18 protein-coding genes and 2 pseudogenes are annotated in these 19909 nt (G+C 63.6%); 11 read left to right on the top strand and 9 right to left on the bottom strand.

Translation table 11 applies throughout. The annotated features are described in order from the left end of the window. Positions 1 to 91 precede the first annotated feature (91 nt). Together M5B96_RS13765 and M5B96_RS13760 are read right to left on the bottom strand one after the other, a co-directional pair. Entirely contained in the window at positions 92 to 1492 is a 1401-nt protein-coding gene (locus tag M5B96_RS13765) for a sensor histidine kinase (RefSeq protein ID WP_248797209.1), read from the bottom strand. Next, positions 1485 to 2156: a response regulator gene (locus M5B96_RS13760; RefSeq protein WP_248797208.1), complete on the bottom strand. Its 672-nt coding sequence runs from the start codon at positions 2154 to 2156 to the stop codon at positions 1485 to 1487. The genes M5B96_RS13765 and M5B96_RS13760 overlap by 8 nt, the downstream gene beginning before the upstream one ends. A gap of 247 nt (positions 2157 to 2403) precedes the next feature. On the opposite strand from M5B96_RS13760, the gene M5B96_RS13755 reads away from it, so the two are divergent. Further along, positions 2404 to 3381, top strand: a complete 978-nt coding sequence (locus M5B96_RS13755) for a Bug family tripartite tricarboxylate transporter substrate binding protein (protein ID WP_248797207.1) — start codon at positions 2404 to 2406, stop codon at positions 3379 to 3381. 184 nt (positions 3382 to 3565) lie between these two features. Further along, positions 3566 to 4309: pseudogene (locus tag M5B96_RS13745) on the top strand (tripartite tricarboxylate transporter permease); the annotation flags it as partial. A gap of 318 nt (positions 4310 to 4627) precedes the next feature. Here the strand turns inward: M5B96_RS13745 and ung are convergent. Beyond that, positions 4628 to 5320 carry a uracil-DNA glycosylase gene (gene ung, locus M5B96_RS13740; RefSeq protein ID WP_248797206.1) on the bottom strand — a complete coding sequence of 231 codons (693 nt, stop codon included), beginning with the start codon at positions 5318 to 5320 and terminating at the stop codon, positions 4628 to 4630. 130 nt (positions 5321 to 5450) lie between these two features. Between ung and M5B96_RS13735 the strand changes: the two genes are divergently transcribed. Then, the gene (locus M5B96_RS13735) at positions 5451 to 6569 is read left to right on the top strand and encodes an enoyl-CoA hydratase/isomerase family protein (RefSeq protein WP_248797327.1); all 1119 of its coding nucleotides are present in this window, start codon (positions 5451 to 5453) and stop codon (positions 6567 to 6569) included. Positions 6570 to 6591: 22 nt separating this feature from the next. Here the strand turns inward: M5B96_RS13735 and M5B96_RS13730 are convergent, their stop codons facing one another. From M5B96_RS13730 to M5B96_RS13715, 4 genes are all read right to left on the bottom strand, one after another. Then, positions 6592 to 6912, bottom strand: coding sequence for a hypothetical protein (locus tag M5B96_RS13730; RefSeq protein WP_248797205.1), 321 nt, complete (start codon positions 6910 to 6912; stop codon positions 6592 to 6594). A 282-nt stretch (positions 6913 to 7194) separates the two neighbouring features. Continuing rightward, on the bottom strand, positions 7195 to 8043 hold the full coding sequence (locus M5B96_RS13725; protein WP_248797204.1) for an ATPase: 849 nt from the start codon (positions 8041 to 8043) through the stop codon (positions 7195 to 7197). Between the two features lie 114 nt (positions 8044 to 8157). Next, on the bottom strand, positions 8158 to 9156 hold the full coding sequence (locus M5B96_RS13720) for an NAD-dependent epimerase/dehydratase family protein (RefSeq protein ID WP_248797203.1): 999 nt from the start codon (positions 9154 to 9156) through the stop codon (positions 8158 to 8160). Positions 9157 to 9208: 52 nt separating this feature from the next. After that, positions 9209 to 10102, bottom strand: coding sequence for a LysR family transcriptional regulator ArgP (locus M5B96_RS13715; RefSeq protein WP_248797202.1), 894 nt, complete (start codon positions 10100 to 10102; stop codon positions 9209 to 9211). A 95-nt stretch (positions 10103 to 10197) separates the two neighbouring features. Here M5B96_RS13715 and M5B96_RS13710 point away from each other — a divergent pair, with 95 nt between their 5' ends. The 8 genes from M5B96_RS13710 (at position 10198) to M5B96_RS13675 (ending at position 19580) form a co-directional block, all read left to right on the top strand. Then, positions 10198 to 10599: an ACT domain-containing protein gene (locus tag M5B96_RS13710; protein ID WP_248797201.1), complete on the top strand. Its 402-nt coding sequence runs from the start codon at positions 10198 to 10200 to the stop codon at positions 10597 to 10599. Positions 10600 to 10604: 5 nt separating this feature from the next. Further along, the gene (locus tag M5B96_RS13705) at positions 10605 to 11207 is read left to right on the top strand and encodes a LysE/ArgO family amino acid transporter (RefSeq protein ID WP_248797200.1); all 603 of its coding nucleotides are present in this window, start codon (positions 10605 to 10607) and stop codon (positions 11205 to 11207) included. 179 nt (positions 11208 to 11386) lie between these two features. Continuing rightward, positions 11387 to 11983 (top strand): superoxide dismutase [Fe], encoded by a 597-nt coding sequence (gene sodB, locus M5B96_RS13700; protein WP_103498275.1) that lies wholly within the window; start codon positions 11387 to 11389, stop codon positions 11981 to 11983. A gap of 285 nt (positions 11984 to 12268) precedes the next feature. Then, positions 12269 to 14320, top strand: coding sequence for a putative bifunctional diguanylate cyclase/phosphodiesterase (locus tag M5B96_RS13695; protein ID WP_248797199.1), 2052 nt, complete (start codon positions 12269 to 12271; stop codon positions 14318 to 14320). A 157-nt stretch (positions 14321 to 14477) separates the two neighbouring features. Then, entirely contained in the window at positions 14478 to 15818 is a 1341-nt protein-coding gene (locus M5B96_RS13690) for an imelysin family protein (RefSeq protein ID WP_248797198.1), read from the top strand. A 163-nt stretch (positions 15819 to 15981) separates the two neighbouring features. Further along, positions 15982 to 17403: a di-heme oxidoredictase family protein gene (locus M5B96_RS13685; protein ID WP_248797197.1), complete on the top strand. Its 1422-nt coding sequence runs from the start codon at positions 15982 to 15984 to the stop codon at positions 17401 to 17403. Between the two features lie 12 nt (positions 17404 to 17415). Then, positions 17416 to 18480, top strand: a complete 1065-nt coding sequence (locus tag M5B96_RS13680; RefSeq protein ID WP_248797196.1) for an imelysin family protein — start codon at positions 17416 to 17418, stop codon at positions 18478 to 18480. Between the two features lie 2 nt (positions 18481 to 18482). Further along, positions 18483 to 19580 (top strand): DUF1513 domain-containing protein, encoded by a 1098-nt coding sequence (locus tag M5B96_RS13675; RefSeq protein WP_248797326.1) that lies wholly within the window; start codon positions 18483 to 18485, stop codon positions 19578 to 19580. 4 nt (positions 19581 to 19584) lie between these two features. Here M5B96_RS13675 and M5B96_RS13670 read toward each other — a convergent pair. Further along, positions 19585 to 19782 (bottom strand): annotated as a pseudogene (locus M5B96_RS13670) (isochorismatase family protein); the annotation flags it as partial. After that, positions 19739 to 19873, bottom strand: coding sequence for a hypothetical protein (locus M5B96_RS32725; protein ID WP_412548608.1), 135 nt, complete (start codon positions 19871 to 19873; stop codon positions 19739 to 19741). The gene M5B96_RS32725 and the pseudogene M5B96_RS13670, both read right to left, overlap by 44 nt. Positions 19874 to 19909 lie beyond the last annotated feature (36 nt).

The raw sequence follows: 19909 nt of genomic DNA, 5'->3' as shown, positions 1-19909 counted from the left end.
GCCGGCTTGCCGGCAATGACGTCAGGACAGGCGCCGCAAGACTCAAGGGCCTCATCGCCGGCAGGCCAGCTCCTACAGGTTTGTGGGATTTTCAAGAGGGTGCGACAGGTCCGGCGATAAAGCTCACGCGGACTTTCAGGCCGTGGGGCTGGGCATCATGCAAAGTGATCTGCGCCAGGTGTGCCCGGCAGATCTCGCCGACAATCGCCAGTCCCAGCCCTGCGCCGACGCCCTGCTGATGGCGCCGGTAGAAGCGCTCGAAGACCCGCTCACGCTCCTCCTGGGCAATCCCCGGTCCGTCGTCCTCCACTTCCAGCACCGCCGGCAAGCCGACCCGCAGGATCACATTGCCGCCCGGCGGCGTATGAGCCAACGCATTGTCCACCAGGTTACTCAAGAGTTCGTTGAGCAAGGTCGGCTCACCCCGTATCCACACGACTTCATCAGCCTCCAGCGCCAATGCCACGCCCCGCGCATGGGCCAGGGGCGCCATCGCCATGCCCAGCTCCCGAGCAAGCTGGCTGAGGTCGAGCAATTGCGCGCCGCCCTCGGCAATCGCCCGTGCGCCATTTTCAATCCGCGCCAGCGACAGCAACTGGTTGGCCAGATGGGTCAGGCGGTCCGTGCCCTGGGTTGCGATCTCCAGAGTCTCGCGCCAGGTCGTCGGTTCCGTCGCTCGCAAGCCCAACTCAAGACGCGCCTTGAGCGCGGCCAGCGGCGTGCGCAACTCATGGGCGGCGTCGGCGATAAACTGCCCCTGGCGCTCGAACTGTCGACGCAGGCGCTCGGTGAAGTGATTGAGCGAGCGCACCAACGGCTGGAGCTCATGCTGCACCTGCACCAGCGGCAAGGGCCGCAGATCATCCGGCTGACGCTCCTCCACAGCCGCGCGCAAACGTTCCAGCGGACGCAACGCCGCGCTCACGGCAAACCCCACCAGCAATAGCGCCCCCAGCGCCAGCATCCCCACGCGCAACAGCGTGTCGGCCATCAGGCTGCGGGCCATGTTCTCCCGGGCCTCAACGGTCTCGGCCACGCGAATTTCCGCCGTGCCGTTCATATTCGGTTCGCTGACCACCTTGAGCAGGCTCACCACCCGCACCTTCTGCCCCCGATATTGGCCATTGTAGAACCGCGCCAGCGCCGGATAGTCATCGGTGCGCGGCGTGCCGGGCGGTGGTGCAGGGAGGTTTTCGTAACCGGAAATCAACTGCCGGTGGATGTCGTCGACCTGATAGTAGATCCGCCCGGCGCTGTCATAGGCAAAAGTGTCCAGAGCGACATACGGCACATTGACGCTCAGGCTGCCGTCGCGTTGCGACAGGCCCGCGGCAATGGTTCGCGCCGAGGCCAGCAGGGTGCGGTCATAAGCCGTGTCCGCCGCCTCGCGACCATTGTAGTAGGCACTCCAACCGCTGGCGAGCATCAACACCACCAGCAACAGCGCCAGGTTGCGCAGCAGCCGCCAACGCAGACTGCCGGCCTTATGCATCGCGATGCTCGAGCAGATAGCCGAGACCGCGAAAGGTGACGATGGCCACCGCCTGGCCGTCGAGCTTCTTGCGCAGACGATGTACGTAGATTTCGATGGCATCGGTGCTGGCCTCCTCGTCCATTCCGAAGACCTGCGCGGCCAACTGCTCCTTGCTCATCACCCGACCGGGTCGGGCAACCAGCGCTTCTAGCACCGCGTGTTCACGAGACGTTAGGGTCAACAGTTCGTCGCCGAGGGCAAAACGCCGGCTGTCCAGATCGTAGACCAACGCACCGCAACGCTGCTGACGCTCACCGCCCAGAACGCTGCGCCGTAACAACGCCTTGACCCGCGCCTCCAGCTCGCTGAGCTCGAACGGCTTGGCCAGGTAATCGTCCGCCCCCAGGTTCAGCCCATGGACGCGGTCCTTCACATCACTACGCGCGGTCAGCATCAGTACCGGCAAGTTCTTGCCCCGCGCACGCAAACGGGCCAGCACCTCGAACCCGTCCAGGCGCGGCAGGCCCACGTCAAGAATCGCCACGGCGTATTCCTGACTGCTCAATGCCAGGTCAGCGGCCACCCCATCGTGCAGCACATCCACGGTCAACCCCGCGCTCTTGAGCGCCTGGGCCACACTTTCAGCCAATTGGGGATGGTCTTCGACCAGAAGCACACGCATGGTTTTCCTACCTAGACAAGGGTGACGTCAAACGCCCTTCCGGGGCCGGAGTCTACCGGATAAACAAACCACCGCTAGCCATCACCGCCTCTGTTTGCAGGGCCTATCACAATGAAAGCATAGTGAAAGATTGAACCGTTATAATCCCTTAACGGGAAGTTACGAGCACTGCCCGCCACCACCCCTGAAGCCGAAAACACTTCAACGTGGTGGCGCCCGCACAAGAACAATAACGGAGTACTCCACCATGCCGCCATTACGCACCTTCGCCCGCGCCGCCGGGTGTTTACTGCTTGCCGGGCAGCTCTTCGCCGCCGAACCCGAACACCCCGAATGCATCGCCCCGGCCGCCCCCGGCGGTGGGTTCGACCTGAGCTGCAAGCTGGCGCAAAGCGCGCTCCTCAATGAACAAATCCTCAGCACGCCCATGCGCGTCACTTATATGCCCGGTGGCGTCGGAGCCGTGGCCTACAACGACGTGATCACCCAGCACCCGGCCGATGCCAACACCCTGGTGGCCTGGTCCAGCGGTTCGCTGCTGAACCTGGCGCAAGGCAAGTTCGGCCGTTTCGATGAAGGCGCCGTGCGCTGGCTGGCCACCGTTGGTACCAGCTACGGCGCCATCGCGGTGAAAAGCGACTCACCGTATAAAACCCTCGCCGACCTGGTCAATGCACTGAAGGCCGACCCGCGCAAGGTGGTCATCGGTTTTAGCGGCACCGTTGGTGGCCAAGACTGGATGCAGGCCGCGCTGATCGCCAAGATTGCCGGGATCAACCCGCGCAACCTGCGTTACGTGGCCCTCGAAGGGGGCGGCGAAATCATCACGGCCTTGCTGGGCGGGCAAACCCAGGTCGGCAGTACCGACACTTCCGACTCCATGCCGTACATCCAGAGCGGCGACATGCGCCTGCTGGCGGTGTTCGCCGAACAACGCCTGGACAAGCCGGAAATGAAGAACATCCCCACCGCCAAGGAGCAAGGCTACGACATCGTCTGGCCGGTGGTGCGCGGTTTCTACCTGGGGCCCAAGGTCAGCGACGAAGACTACGCCTGGTGGAAAGCCGCCTTCGACAAACTCCTGGCCTCGAAAGAATTCGCCAAGCTGCGCGACCAGCGCGCGCTGTTCCCCTTCGCCATGACCGGCCCCGAACTCGACACCTATGTGAAGAAACAGGTCGCCGACTACAAGGTGCTGGCCAAGGAATTCGGCCTGATTCAGTGATCGCCTCCGCCTAGCGTTCGCTCCCCCTGCCAGGGGGCGCGCCACAGGAGTTCGCCCCATGCTTTTACAACGACTGTTCGCCGTCGTGTTGCTGCTGGCCTGCATCGGCCTGGCCCTGATGGCCTGACCCTATCAGGCGGCCTTTTCCTACGAACCGGTCGGCCCGCGCGCCTACCCGCTGCTGATGCTCGGCCTGATGGGCCTGGGCTTGCTGTACCTGCTGCTTCGTCCCAGCCCCATCGTGCACAGTGAAGAAGAGCCGCCGCTGGACCGCGCCACCCTGCACAAGATCGGCATTTGCGTGGTCCTGTTGCTGGTGTTCGCCGGCACCTTCGAATCCGTGGGCTTCATCCTCGGCAGCGTCCTGGTGGGCATCCCCATGGCTCGCCTGTACGGCGTAGCCCTGTCGCTGTCGGCCTGGAGTTCGTTCATCGGCGCCTTAATCGCCACCTGTGGCATGGTGCTGTTCGCCCCGCTGCTGGCGAAATGGGCGATTGCCTTCGGCCCGGCGGAGTATTTCGTGCTGTTGGTCTTCGCCATTGTCTGCCTCGGCGGCATGGCCGGCGATCGGCCGTTGAAGACCTTTTTCGCGGCGCTGATCGGCCTGTTCCTGTCGAGTGTCGGGATCGATGCCAACAGTGGTGTCTACCGTTTCACCGGGGACAATATCCACCTCACCGACGGCATCCAGTTCGTGGTGCTGGTACTGGGCCTGTTCTCCATCAGCGAAATCCTCCTGCTGCTGGAAAAGACCCATCGCGGCCAGGAAGCGGTGAAGGCCACCGGGCGGATGATGTTCAACTTCGAGGAAGCGGCTTCAGTGTTCACGGTGAACATCCGTTGCGGCTTGCTGGGTTTCATCATGGGCGTGTTGCCGGGTGCCAGCGGTACGTTCGGCCAAGGTGACAAACGCGGTCTCGCCGCGCCGAACTGGGCGCTGGTGCCGGTGATCGCCATTATCACCGCGATCGGGGTCTACGCCGTCCACGGCGGGGGTCTGGGTACTGACGGCGATCATGCTACTGATGCCGCTGGTACGCAGTTGGCGCAAGCGTTCGGTGCAACGCCGCACGCTGGCGGATGCCTGATAAAGGAACACGGGAGGGCAACAGCCCAATTCCAGTCAGTTAAAAAGACTTGAGGTTGAACGCAGTCTTGTGGCGAGCGGGCTTGCCCGCTCGCCACAAATCTTGGCCTGGCTTGAGATCTCTCTTAACTGAACCGTCCCCCCTGCCGCCCAAGGCCGTCAGAGCGGTGGCAACGCCCACTGAATCGGCGCCTGGCCATTCTGTTCGAGGAACTTGTTGGTCCGACTGAAATGCCCGCAGCCGATAAAGCCGCGATAGGCCGACAACGGCGACGGATGCACCGACTTCAAGACCAGGTGCTTGGTCGCGTCGATCAGCTTCTGCTTGCCCTGGGCATGGGCGCCCCAGAGCAGGAACACCAGTTTGTCCTGGTGCTCGCTGACCACTTCGATAATCCGATCGGTAAAGAACTGCCAGCCGCGATTGGCGTGTGAGGCGGCGATGCCGCGCTCCACGGTCATGGTGGTGTTGAGCAGCAACACGCCCTGCTCGGCCCAGCTTTGCAGGTAGCCGTGCTTGGCAATGTCGATGTTCAGGTCGCGCTGCAACTCCTTATAGATATTGACCAGCGACGGTGGCGCCGGGACACCCGGCTGCACCGAAAAGCACAGGCCATGGGCCTGGCCCGGGCCATGGTAGGGATCCTGACCGATGATCACCACCTTCACCCGATCCAGCGGCGTGCTGTTCATGGCATTGAAGATCAGTGGGCCCGGCGGGTAGATCTCCTTGCCGGCGGCACGCTCCTGGCGCAGAAATTCTCGCAACTCGCTCATGTAGGGCTTGTCGAACTCTTCACGTAGCGCCTGCTTCCAGCTGGGCTCGAGTTTGATGCGGTCGTCGTCGGTCATTATCGTGTCCGGAAATAACAATGGGGCGGACACTAGGAAAGCCCATCACGCTTGTCAATTGATCCGCGACAGAACCGGCACTTTCCCACACAAGGATCATACTGTGCATTCAACGAGTAGCGAGGTCATGATGAACCTGCATTTCGAAGAACTCACCGGTATCAACGGTGCCCGCCTGGGCATCGCCACCCTGGATGCCGAACATACCCTCAATGCACTGTCACTGCCGATGATCCAGGACCTCGACGAACGCCTGGAGACCTGGGCGCGGGATCCGAACATCGTCTGCGTGCTACTGCGTGGCAACGGCGCCAGGGCCTTCTGCGCCGGCGGCGAGGTGCGCAGCCTGGCCCAGGCCTGCCAGGCCCATCCGGGCGCGGTCCCGCCACTGGCCAGCGTGTTCTTTGCCTCGGAGTACCGCCTCGACTATCGCCTGCACACCTACCCCAAGCCGGTGCTGTGCTGGGCCCATGGTTATGTCCTCGGCGGCGGCATGGGCCTGCTGCAAGGCGCGACCATTCGCATCGTCACCCCGAGCAGCCGCCTGGCGATGCCGGAGATCGGTATCGGTTTGTACCCGGATGTCGGCGCCAGCTGGTTTCTGTCGCGGCTGCCGGGCAAGTTGGGACTGTTCCTCGGCCTGACCGGCGCGCAGATGAACGCGCGCGACGCCATTGACCTGGGCCTGGCCGACCGGCTGCTGGGCGACGATCAACAGGAAGAACTGATCGAAGGGCTGCTGCGACTCAATTGGCAGGAGCAGACGGCAATGCAGCTCAACAGCCTGCTCAAGGCACTGGAACGTCAGGCCCGCGAGCAGCAAGCGCAACCGCAAGCACAATGGCTGCCGCTGCGCGAGCGCATCGATGAACTGCTGGATGTCAGCGATGTGCACTGTGCCTGGAAGGCCATTGCGCAACTGGCCGAAGACGCCGACAAACGCCTGGCCCGGGCGGCCAGGCAACTCAAGGAGGGCTGCCCGTTGACCGCTCATCTGGTCTGGGAACAGATCGCGCGGGCCCGACACCTGTCACTGGCGCAAGTGTTCCAGATGGAATACACCCTGAGCCTCAACTGCTGCCGTCATCCGGAGTTCAGCGAAGGCGTGCGGGCGCGGCTGATCGACAAGGACGGCGAACCGCGCTGGCATTGGCCGGATATCGCCGCCGTGCCGGAAGCCGTGGTCGAGGCCCATTTCCACAAGGCCTGGGAGGGACGCCATCCGCTGGCGGACTTGTCAGACTACTGAGCGGCGGCCCGCTTGGTCCCGGCTAGTTCCCCCGGCCGCCATGACCACGGCCACCGCCGCCATGGTGACCGTGACCGCCATCGCTGTCGTCACCGCGCCATTGATGCCGATCCCAGCCCCAACCGCGGTTCGGATATGGACGGTAGGTCGGCGCCGGGGCGTAATAGCGTGGTGCAGGCACATAGTAGCCGTGCCGATAGTAGGAACCGCCGCCGTAGTAATAGGCCGGGGCCGGGGCGGTGTAGACATCGGAACGGTAATAGGTGGCCCCGCCATCGTAATAGGGGACACACGCGGACAGTACCAGGGACAGGCTTGCGGCGAGAAGGATTCGAGGGTGCATGGCGGCCTCCTGGACCGCTGAAGGGCGTCGGTCAGCGAAGCTGAGCGACGTAGGCGGGCCAATGCCCGCCTACACCAGATCAGACCGCGAAACCCTCGACGAGTGCCCCGACGGCGAAAATTCCGCCACAACACCAGCCAGCACTTACACCACAAAATCTGTAGGTATTTAATTAGAGCCTGTGGGAGCGGAGCTTGCCCGCGAAGCTTCTGGCGCCCTCACGGGCCTCTTCGCGGCGGCGCGGCGACCCGACAAACTCCGCTCCTACACAAACCGCTCCCGCTATGCTCCGGGTTTTGCGCTGATCTGCTCCTGCAGGTTCTGGATCTGGTTCTGCAAGGTGGTGATATTGCGCGTGACCTGCCCACGGAAGGCATCGAACTCCGCCGTGTTGGAGCCCGCCTGCCCACCCGCGGCCTGACGCTTGTCCTGTTCACTCTTGAGCACGATCAGTTCCTGTTCGATACGCTCGACCGCCGCACTGCCATTGCCCTGCTTTTTCAAGGCGGCAATTTCGGCGGCATTGCTCTTCACCTGCGCGTCGAGCTTGCCGGCATCACCCTGGGCGCCCTTCAGGCCGGCGACTTCCGCCGCCAGGCTTTTGACCTGCGCCTGCAACTGGGTGTTGGCGCTCTGCTGGTCCGCCGTCAACGCGCTCATCTGTTGCAGGCGTTGCTCAAGACCGGTGGCTTGCCCGGCAACGCCCTGTTGCTGGCGGCCCTGCTCAAGCAACTTGCCTTCGAGCTGGCGAATCTGCAACTTCAGCGCTTCGCTGTCACTGCTGACGCTCGACTCGCTGGCGACCACCTTGCCGGAAATCGCCTGCAAGCGCCCCGCCGCTTCCTCGCTGATCCGCGCGAAACTTTCCTGGGTCGCCACCAGTTGCTGCTCCATCAGGGTGATCTGCTGGAAGCTCCACCAGGCCAGCCCGGCGAAGGCAATGAACAAGGCACCGACCAACGCCCACAGCGGCCCGGTGCTCGGCACCTTGACCTTGAGCCGCGGCGTGGCGGCAACCTGGGTACGCGTGCGCTCACGTGCGGGTACGGTGCCGACGTGATCGTCATGGTCGTCCGCATCGGCACGCAGGCTGGGCACATCATCGAAATCATCGTTGGCATCGTTACGCATGAAGGAACCTTTCTGAACCGCAGTGATAGCGAAATGCAGCGAGTATACCGCCCAAGCCCGCCGCTCTGATCGACCCCGAACCTGGAACCGGGTTCAGTCGTGGTAACCGAATATTTAAACGGTCGCCGGTTCCTGGGCTTTCCACCAGGCACAGAACTCGTCGAGGGCCGCCCACAAGCTGACCTTGGGCTCGTAACCGAGATAATGCCGCGCGCGGCTGATGTCCAGGGTGAAATCCTTGTTCATCACCTGCATGCCCAGGCGCGACAGAGTCGGCTCCGGACGTCCAGGCCAGAGAGCGCAGGCACTTTCGTTCAAGGCCGCGACGCCGTAGGCCAGAGCGAAGGAGCGGTAGCGGGTCACCTGCGGCACCTGCATCTGGCGCATCACATAGTTCACCACATCCCACAACGGAATGGGCCTGCCGTTGCTGATATTGTAAGCCTTGCCCAAGGCCGAATCGCCGACCTGCAGGCTGCTCAGCAGCGCTTCGTTGAGGTTGTGCACGCTGGTGAAATCGACTTTGTTCAGGCCGTTGCCGACAATCGACAGGCGCCCCTTGCGCTGCATCTTCAGCAGCCGCGGGAAGATGCTCATGTCACCGGCACCGGTCACGAAGCGCGGACGCAGCGCCAGGACCTCAAGACCGAACTCCCGGGCGCCGAAGACCTTCTGTTCGGCCAGGTACTTGGTCGCCGCGTAAGGGTGCTTGAAACGCTTGGGTACCTGCTCCTCGGTCAGCCCCAGGTGCGAACGGCCATCGAAGTAGATCGACGGCGACGACAGGTGCACCAGGCGCCGGACCTGCTGCTTGAGGCAGGCCTCGACGACATTTTCGGTGACCAGCACATTGCCCTGGTGGAAGTCCTGGTAACGCCCCCAGAGTCCCACCGCGCCGGCACAATGCACCACGGCCTCGACATCGCGGCACAGCTCGCGCACCAACTGCGGGTCAGTCAGGTCGCCCTGGATGAACTCGGCGCCACGCCGCACCAGATGCTCGACACTCTCGGCCCGGCGGCCATTGACCCGCACCTCATGGCCCTGCTCCAGGGCGCAACGCGCAAAGCGCCCGCCGATAAAGCCACTCGCGCCGGTGACCAGAATTTTCATGTCGTGCTCCAAATGCCTTGATTCGTCTTGCCTGCTACTTAAACGCCGCCCGTCACGCCAGAGGCACCAGCCATTGCGCCGCCGAACGCGCCAGATGCTCGGTCAACTGCCCAAGCAATTGCCCGCCGTTGCGCCAATGATGCCAGTACAACGGCACATCGATGGTTTTATCCGCGATCAACTCCACCAGTCTGCCCCGGGCCAACTGCTCGCGCACCTGTAATTCCGGCACCAGCCCCCAACCCAGGCCGGCCTCGGTCAGGCGGATAAAGCCTTCCGATGACGGGCACAGATGATGTTCGAAACCGCCTTCCACGCCCAGTGCCGCGAGGTAACGGTGTTGCAGGAAGTCGTCCGGGCCGAACACCAGCGCCGGCGTGCGGGCCAGCGTCTGCACATCAATGCCGCCGGGAAAGTGCCGGGCGATAAACGCCGGACTGGCCAGCGCGCGATAACGCATTGCCCCCAGCAGCAGGCTACGCGCGCCGGCCACCGGGCGCTCGCTGGCGCAGACACACGCCGCGACCTCGCCGGCGCGCATGCGCTTGAGGCCCACGGTCTGGTCCTCCACCACCAGGTCCAGCAACAGGTGCTGGCGGGCACAGAAATCCCCCACCGCCTCGCCCCACCAGGTCGCCAGGCTGTCGGCATTCAGGGCGATCCGCAGGCGCTCCGGCAGGCCCTCCTCATCCAGCGCCGGCACCTGGCTCTGCAGGTCACGCTCGAGCAGGCGCACCTGCTGCACATGGTTGAGCAGGCGCCGGCCGATCTCGGTCGGGCTCGGGGGCGTGGCCCGCACCAGCACCGGCTGGCCGACCCGGGCTTCGAGCAACTTGATCCGCTGGGAAATCGCCGACTGCGACAACCCCAGCACCTGGGCCGCGCGTTCGAAGCCGGCCTGCTCGACCACAGCCGCCAGGGCGGAGAGCAATTTATAGTCGAACATCAGTTTTCCTAATGGGCGATCAGCACTATTGTTTTTTCTTATACAACATCGCCGCGCAGAATGCCCACATCCACTGTTTATCCAAGGACACCGACATGGCCGGCGAAACCTCCCTGAGCGTGCTGCTGCGCAGCATGAGCCCCGAACTCAACACCGGAGACTACGTTTTCTGCAGCCTGAGCGACGCCAGCCTGCTCCAAGGCCGCGAGCCCATCGGCAGCTTTCGCGAACGCGAAGGCCTGAGCGTCATCCTGCGCCGCGAAGACGCCCAGGCCCTGGGCCTGGCGTTCGACTACCTGGCGGCCTGGATCACCCTCAACGTGCACTCGGCGCTGGCCGCGATCGGCCTCACCGCCGCTTTCGCCGGCGCCCTCAGCAGAGCCGGTATCAGCTGCAACGTGATCGCCGGTTATTACCACGACCACCTCTTCGTCGCTCGCGACGACGCCGAGCGCGCCATGCAGGTCTTGCGACAACTGGCCGAACACGGGGAGTAGTCGACATGTGGCAGAGTTATCTGAATGGCATGCTGGTAGCCGCCGGCCTGATCATGGCGATCGGCACGCAAAACGCCTTTGTCCTGGCCCAGAGCCTGCGTCGCGAACACCACCTGCCAGTGGCGGCCTTGTGCGTGCTCTGCGATGCGCTGCTGGTGACGGCGGGGGTCTTCGGCCTGGCCAGCGTGCTGGCGCACAACCCGACGCTGCTGGCGTTCGCCCGCTGGGGCGGCGTGGCCTTCCTGCTCTGGTATGGCAGCCTGGCGCTGCGCCGGGCCTTTTCCCGGCAGAGCCTGCAACAAGGCCAGGGCCAGACCGTGCGCTCATTGCGCGCCGTGCTGCTCAGCGCCCTGGCGGTGACCCTGCTCAACCCCCACGTGTACCTCGACACCGTGCTGCTTATCGGTTCCCTCGGCGCCCAGCAAACCGAGCCCGGCGCTTATGTGGTGGGGGCCGCCAGCGCTTCGCTGCTGTGGTTCTTCAGCCTGGCCCTGGGCGCGGCGTGGCTGGCCCCGTGGCTGGCGCGCCCGGCCACCTGGCGCCTGCTCGACCTGCTGGTGGCGATCATGATGTTCAGCGTCGCGGCCCAATTGATCGGTACCCGCTGAGTTATTCCAAAAGGCTCTGGAACCTCTATTCCACACAGTTGTTGCGTGGTTAAGCCGCCCCCCCGGTGCTATGATCCGAGTCTTGCGCCGCAAAGAGTACAAACTCCCCGGCGCACGCCTGTATGGCCGCCGTGATCGGCCTTGCGCTCACCGCAACTGACCTGATTAGGAGAATCACCATGGCTTTCGAATTGCCTCCGCTGCCTTATGCACATGATGCCCTGCAGCCGCACATCTCCAAGGAAACCCTGGAGTACCACCACGACAAGCACCACAACACCTATGTCGTGAACCTGAACAACCTGGTGCCAGGCACCGAGTTCGAAGGCAAGACCCTGGAAGAAATCGTCAAGTCTTCCTCCGGCGGCATCTTCAACAACGCCGCTCAGGTCTGGAACCACACCTTCTACTGGAACTGCCTGGCGCCAAACGCCGGCGGTCAACCGACCGGCAAGCTGGCTGAAGCCATCAACGCCGCGTTCGGTTCCTTCGACAAGTTCAAGGAAGAGTTCACCAAGACTTCCGTCGGCACCTTCGGTTCCGGTTGGGGCTGGCTGGTGAAGAAGGCTGACGGTTCCCTGGCCCTGGCCAGCACCATCGGCGCCGGCAACCCGCTGACCAGCGGCGACACCCCGCTGCTGACCTGCGACGTCTGGGAACACGCCTACTACATCGACTACCGCAACGTCCGTCCGAAGTACGTCGAGGCGTTCTGGAACCTGGTGAACTGGAAATTCGTCGCCGAGCAGTTCGAAGGCAAAGCCTTCACCGCTTGAGATTGAACCCGCTGCGCAAAAAAACCCGGCCTCGCCGGGTTTTTTTATGCCAGTCGCGCCGCCAGGAACTAACCTGAATAATCCGGGAAAATGAAGCTCCCCCCTCAAGTAGACAGCTTGAGCGACCGACACAGTCAGCATGGCCTGAAAGGGTCCGGGAACCGCCTGATCGGTCAAGCATGAGCACAGGTTCTCGCCGCTTGCATTGTCCCTTTGACTGACCGGGCCGGATTGCCAATACTCATGGCAACTTGATGCCATCCGCACGGAACAAGGAATAGCCCTTTGAAGCTGGAATTCAAGAACAGCTTGTCGGTGAAGTTGCTCCGGGTCGTGCTGCTGTCGGCGCTGATCGTCGGCGTTGTGCTGAGCTGTGCGCAGATCGTCTTTGATGCCTACAAGACCCGGCAAGCCGTGGCCAGCGATGCCCAGCGCATTCTCGATATGTTCCGCGACCCCTCGACCCAGGCGGTCTACAGCCTAGACCGCGAGATGGGCATGCAAGTCATCGAGGGCCTGTTCCAGGACGACGCGGTGCGCATGGCCTCCATCGGCCATCCCAACGAAGCCATGCTCGCGGAAAAATCCCGCGACCTGCAAAAAACCGCCAGCCGCTGGCTGACCGACCCGATCCTCGGCCAGGAAAGCACCTTCAGCACGCAACTGGTCGGTCGCGGTCCCTACAGCGAATATTACGGCGACCTGAGCATCACCCTCGACACGGCAACCTACGGCCAGGGCTTCCTGGTCAACTCGGTGATCATCTTCATCTCCGGCGTGCTGCGGGCACTGTTCCTCGGCCTGGTGCTGTATCTGGTCTATCACTGGCTGCTGACCAAGCCGCTGTCGCGGATCATCGAGCACCTGAGCAACGTCAACCCGGATCGTCCCAGCGAACATCAGTTGCCCCAGCTCAAGGGCCATGAAAAAAACGAATTGGGTATCTGGGTCAACACCGCCAACCAGTTGCTGGCGTCCATCGAGCGCAATACCCACCTGCGCCACGAAGCGGAAAACAGCCTGCTGCGCATGGCCCAGTACGACTTCCTCACCGGCCTGCCCAACCGCCAGCAGTTGCAGCAGCAACTGGACAAGATCCTGGTGGACGCCGGCCGCCTGCAACGCCGGGTGGCGGTACTCTGTGTCGGCCTGGACGACTTCAAGGGTATCAACGAACAGTTCAGCTACCAGGTCGGCGACCAACTGTTGCTGGCCCTGGCCGACCGTCTGCGCGCCCACAGCGGCCGCCTCGGCGCCTTGGCCCGCTTGGGTGGCGACCAGTTCGCCCTGGTCCAGGCCGATATCGAACAACCCTATGAAGCGGCCGAGTTGGCCCAGAGCATCCTCGACGACCTGGAAGCGGCGTTTGCCCTCGACCACCAGGAAATCCGCCTGCGCGCCACCATCGGCATCACCTTGTTCCCGGAAGACGGTGACAGCACCGAGAAGCTGTTGCAGAAAGCCGAACAGACCATGACCCTGGCCAAGACCCGCTCGCGCAACCGCTACCAGTTCTATATCGCCAGCGTCGACAGCGAAATGCGCCGCCGCCGCGAACTGGAAAAAGACCTTCGCGATGCCCTCAACCGCAATCAGTTCTACCTGGTCTACCAGCCGCAGATCAGCTACCGCGACCATCGGGTGGTGGGCGTCGAGGCACTGATCCGCTGGCAGCACCCGGAACACGGCCTGGTACCGCCGGACCTGTTCATTCCCCTGGCCGAGCAGAACGGCACCATCATCGCCATCGGCGAATGGGTACTGGACCAGGCCTGCCACCAGTTGCGCGAATGGCACGACCAGGGTTTCAGCGACCTGCGCATGGCGGTCAACCTGTCCACCGTGCAACTGCACCACGCCGAACTGCCGCGGGTGGTCAACAACCTCTTGCAGATGTACCGCCTGCCGCCACGCAGCCTGGAGCTGGAAGTCACCGAGACCGGCCTGATGGAAGACATCAGCACCGCCGCCCAGCACTTGTTGAGCCTGCGCCGCTCCGGCGCGCTGATCGCCATCGATGACTTCGGCACCGGCTACTCGTCGCTGAGTTATCTCAAGAGCCTGCCTCTGGACAAGATCAAGATCGACAAGAGCTTCGTCCAGGACCTGCTCGATGATGACGACGATGCGACCATCGTCCGGGCGATCATCCAACTGGGCAAGAGCCTCGGCATGCAGGTCATCGCCGAAGGCGTGGAAACCGTCGAGCAGGAGGCCTACATCATTTCCGAGGGCTGCCACGAGGGCCAGGGCTACTACTACAGCAAACCCTTGCCGGCCCGCGAGCTGGGGGTCTATCTCAAGCAGGCGCAACGCAGCAATGCGGCGATCTTGTGAGCCCCGCCGCGACAAGATCGGCTGGGATCAACCACTGATTTAATACCAAATATTTCAATCACTAAGCCCTTTACACAGAATGCAAATCTTTCGCATTATGTGCCGGTTTTGCGGGGTTCCGTGCCCCCATCCCCTCTCTCGAAGCAGGATGTTCGCCATGATTCGCATGCCTCTGGCCACCGCCAGTCTGTTGGCCATTGCCATCGCCCTCGCCGGTTGTGGCGACAAGGATAAGGAAAAATCCACAGCGGCCACCCAGGCCCCGGCCGCCGCGGCCCAGGCGCCCGGCGACGATGCTGGCGGTAAAGTCGACGAAGCCGCCGCCAAGGCCGTGGTCGCCCACTACACCGAGATCGTCTTCGCCGTGTTCAGCGATGCCGAATCCACCGCGAAGAACCTGCAGGCGGCTGTCGACGCCTTCCTCGCCAAACCGAACGACGAGACCCTCAAGGCCGCCCGCGCGGCCTGGATCGCCGCGCGCGTGCCCTACCTGCAAAGCGAAGTGTTCCGCTTCGGCAACACCATCATCGACGACTGGGAAGGCCAGGTGAATGCCTGGCCACTGGACGAAGGCCTGATCGACTATGTCGATGCCGCCTACGAACATGCCCTGGGCAACCCGGCCGCGACTGCCAACATCATCGCCAACCAGCAGATCCAGATCGGTGAAGACAAGGTCGATGTCAGCGAGATCACCCCGGAAAAACTTGCCAGCCTGAACGAGCTGGGCGGCTCGGAAGCCAATGTCGCCACCGGCTACCACGCTATCGAATTCCTGCTCTGGGGCCAGGACCTGAACGGTACCGGCCCTGGCGCCGGCAGCCGTCCAGCTTCGGACTACCTGGAGGGTCCCGGGGCCACCGGCGGTCACAACGATCGGCGGCGCGCCTACCTCAAGGCCGTGACCCAACTGCTGGTCAACGACCTGGACGAAATGGTCGGCAACTGGAAGCCGGATGTGGCTGACAACTATCGCGCCAGCCTGGAAGCCGAGCCGGCTGAAAGTGGCCTGCGCAAGATGCTCTTCGGCATGGGCAGCCTGTCCCTCGGTGAACTGGCGGGCGAGCGCATGAAGGTTTCGCTGGAAGCCAACTCGCCGGAAGACGAGCAGGACTGCTTCAGTGACAACACCCACAACTCGCACTTCTACGATGCCAAGGGCATCCGCAACGTCTACCTGGGTGAATACACCCGCGTCGATGGCACCCGGCTGACCGGCCCGAGCCTGTCGTCCCTGGTGGCCAAGGCCGACCCGGCGACCGACGAGGCGCTCAAGAACGACCTGAAAACCACCGAAGCGAAGATCCAGATCATGGTCGACCACGCCAACAAGGGTGAGCACTACGACCAGTTGATCGCATCCGGCAACGAAACCGGTAACAAGATCGTACGTGATGCCATTTCGGCGCTGGTCAAGCAGACCGGCTCCATCGAGCAGGCGGCGGCCAAGCTGGGCATCAGCGACCTGAACCCGGACAACGCCGATCACGATTTCTGATCGGCAACACGGCCTCTAGTCTGGCCGAAACTTGTGGCGAGCGGGCAAGCCCGCTCACCACAGGGTCGTACCATGCAGTCAATCAAGCAAATGCTAATCCCTCTTATTCAAATGTATCGAGACTGATAAACTCGCGCCGGTCTTTCTAACGTCCTGGACACCGATGCCCTCGCTGCCCCTTCGCTTGTCGACACTGCTCCTGGCCCTTGGCCTGGCCGCCTGCGACGACGCACCGCGTTTTACCAAGCCCGAACCCGGCGAAGCTCGATCCGGCGGCAGCGCCACGGTTGGCAAATACGATCGCAACGCCTTCTCGCGACCTTCGGCCAACCTCTCCCCGGAGCGGCGCCTGGACTTCAGCGTCGGCAACAGTTTTTTCCGTAGTCCCTGGGTCATCGCACCGTCCACCACCACCGCCCGCGACGGCCTCGGCCCGCTGTTCAATACCAACGCCTGCCAGAACTGCCATATCAAGGACGGCCGCGGTCATCCGCCGGCTCCTGGCGCGGATAACGCCGTGTCGATGCTGGTACGCCTGTCGATTCCCAACAACCCGATGTACGCCAATCTGATCGAACGCCAGGGCGTGGTACCAGAACCGGCCTACGGTGGGCAATTGCAGGACATGGCCCTTCCCGGCGTCGCCCCGGAAGGCAAGGTGCGAGTCGACTACGAGGCGCTGCCGGTACGGTTCAAGGACGGCACGGAAGTCGAACTGCGTCGTCCCACGCTGCGCATCAGTCAGTTGGGCTACGGCCCGATGCACCCGCAGACACTGTTTTCCGCGCGCATCGCCCCACCGATGATCGGTCTCGGCCTGCTCGAAGCGATTCCCGAGCAAGCCATCCTGGCCAACGCCCGGCAGCAGCAACGCCTGGGCGTCAACGGCCGCCCGAACCGGGTCTGGGACGACGTCCAGCGCAAGACCGTCCTCGGTCGCTTTGGCTGGAAGGCCGGGCAACCGAACATCAATCAACAGAACGTCCACGCATTTTCCAGCGACATGGGCCTGACCAGCAGCCTGCGCCCCTTCGACGACTGCACCCCGACCCAGACCGACTGCCTGCAAGCGCCCCACGGCGGCGGCGCGGAGGGCGAACCGGAAGTCAGCGACAACATCCTGCGCCTGGTGACCTTCTACACCCGCAACCTCGCGGTACCGGCCCGCCGCGACGTCGGCGCGGCGCAGGTGCTGGCCGGCAAGAGCCTGTTCTACCAGGCCGGTTGCCAGGCCTGCCATACCCCGCAGTTCACCACCTCGGCCACGGCCGCCGAACCCGAGCTGGCCAATCAGTTGATCCGCCCCTACAGCGACCTGCTGCTGCATGACATGGGCCCCGGCCTCGCCGACCAGCGCAGCGAGTTCCTCGCCGACGGCAATGACTGGCGCACCCCGCCGCTGTGGGGCATCGGCCTGACGCAAACCGTCAGCGGCCACACCCAGTTCCTGCATGACGGTCGCGCCCGCAACCTGCTCGAAGCCGTGCTCTGGCATGGCGGCGAGGCCCTGCCGGCGCAGCAACAGGTGCTGTCTTTCAATGCCGAACAACGCGCCGCGTTGCTGGCCTTCCTGAATTCTTTATAAAAGGACACGGCGATGTTCCGCCCCAAACTGTTGTTCAGCGGCCTGGCCGCACTCGCCCTCGGCGCCTGCTCGCCGCAAGACCCGCAGGCGCTGACCTCGGCCGCGATCGCCAAGCAGGTGATCCTGCCGACCTACAGCCGCTGGGTCGACGCCGACCGCCAACTGGCGATCAGCGCCCTGGCCTTCTGCGCAGGCCAGGCAAGCCTTGCAACCGCCCGTGCCGACTTTCTCCATGCGCAGAAAGCCTGGGCCGAATTGCAGCCGCTGTTGATCGGGCCATTGGCCGAAGGCAATCGTTCCTGGCAGGTGCAGTTCTGGCCGGACAAGAAAAACCTGGTGGGTCGCCAGGTCGAGCAACTGGTCAGCGCCCAGCCACAGATCGACGCCGACGCCCTGGCCAAGTCCAGCGTCGTGGTCCAGGGCCTCTCGGCCTACGAATACATCCTGTATGACAGCAAGATCGACCTGGCCGACAGTGCCCAGAAAGCCCGCTATTGCCCACTGCTGAGCGCCATCGGCAAGCGCCAGCAAGTCCTTGCCGAAGAGATCCTCTCGCGCTGGGAAAACAGTGACGGCATGCTCGCGCAGATGAGCAAGTTCCCCAACCAGCGCTACGCCGACTCCCACGAAGCCATCGCCGATCTGCTGCGGGTCCAGGTCACCGCCCTCGACACCCTGAAGAAAAAGCTCGGCACGCCCATGGGCCGCCAGACCAAGGGCATCCCGCAACCCTTCCAGGCCGATGCCTGGCGCAGCCAGTCTTCGCTGCCAGGCATGCGCGCCAGCCTGGCCGCCGCCCGGACCGTCTGGGTCGGTGTCGACAACAAGGGCCTGCGCAACCTGCTGCCGGCGGAACAGAAAGCGCTGGCCGAGAAGATCGACGCCGCCTACACCGCCTCGCTGAAGCTGTTCGACAGCACCCAGCGTTCGCTGACCGACCTGCTTGGCGACGATACCGGGCGCCAGCAGCTCAACGACCTCTACGACAGTCTCAACGTGCTCCACCGCCTGCACGAAGGCGAGCTGGCCAAGGCGCTGGGCATCCAACTCGGCTTCAACGCCAACGACGGGGACTGATGATGTTGCGACGCCAGGCCCTGACCCTCGGTAGCCTGCTGCTCAGCGCGTTGACGCTGGGCGGTTGGAGCCTGTTCCGGCAAAAGGGCAACAGCCCGTTGCTGCTCTCCGCCCGCGACGACACTGACGGCAAGCACTATGCCGTGGGCTATCGGCTGGACGGTACGCAGGTCTTCGCCACCCAGGTTGGCCAGCGTTGCCACGACATCATCAACCACCCGAACCTGCCCCTGGCGCTTTTCGTGGCGCGACGTCCCGGCACCGAGAGCTACCTGCTTGACCTGCGCGACGGGCGTCTGCTACAGACCCTCGCCTCGCAGCCGAACCGGCATTTCTACGGGCATGCGGTGATCCACAAGAGCGGCGACTGGCTGTATGCCACCGAGAATGACACCACCGCCCCGGGTCGTGGCCTGTTGGGTGTGTATCGCTTCGAAGGTGAGGGACTGGTTCATGCCGGCGAGATTTCGACCCATGGTATCGGCCCGCACCAGGTGTCGTGGATGCCCGATGGCGAGACCCTGATCGTCGCCAATGGTGGCATTCGCACCGAAGCCGAAAGCCGGGTGGAGATGAACCTCGACGCCATGGAACCGAGCCTGGTGCTGATGCGGCGCGACGGCAGCCTGCTGAGCAAGGAAACCCTGCCGCAGCCGATGAACAGCGTGCGCCACCTGGGCGTAGCCAGCGACGGCACCATCGTCGCCGGCCAGCAGTTCATGGGCCCGTCCCACGAGTCGGCCGAGTTGCTGGCGATCAAGCGTCCCGGCCAGCCCTTTATCGCCTTCCCGGTGGCCGAGCAGCAGTTGCAGGCCATGGCGCATTACACCGCCAGCGTCGCGGTGCACAGCGAATTGCGCCTGGTGGCCTTGACCGCGCCGCGGGGCAACCGCTTTTTTATCTGGGACCTGGACAGCGGCGCCGTGCGCCTGGACGCGCCATTAGCGGACTGCGCGGGCGTCGGTGCGGTGGCGGACGGTTTCGTCGTCACCTCCGGCCAGGGCCGCTGCCGCTTCTACGATTGCCGCCAGGAGGAACTGACAGCCCAGCCGCTGAAGCTTCCCGCCGGGCTGTGGGACAACCATCTGCATCTGCTCTGATGGATCACCCCCCAAGCACCAAACGGCTGGACACCACCGTCGCATACTCGCCATGCAGATTGCCCAAGGACATGGCATGGACCTCCTGGGCGCTGTGCCTCGCACCAAAATAATCCGTCTTGTCGAAGGTGTAGCACGCGTCCTCCACCACCCAAGTGTCAAACCCGAGGTTGCCGGCCGTCCGCGCGGTCGCCTCCACAGAGATTGTTGCGTGGCCCCAGGCGCGGATGAAGGATGCCTTGTTGCTGGTCAATCAGGATCAGTGCCGCGTTGGCCTGGATCCGCATATTCATTCGCTTTCCCTTTCGATTTATCACTCAAAACTCGAA

The sequence above is a fragment of the Pseudomonas sp. MWU13-2105 genome, assembly GCF_023242315.1.
Classification (GTDB): Bacteria; Pseudomonadota; Gammaproteobacteria; order Pseudomonadales; family Pseudomonadaceae; genus Aquipseudomonas.
The sequence above is the reverse complement of the archived record's forward strand: the minus strand, read 5'-3'. Positions and strand labels throughout refer to the sequence as shown.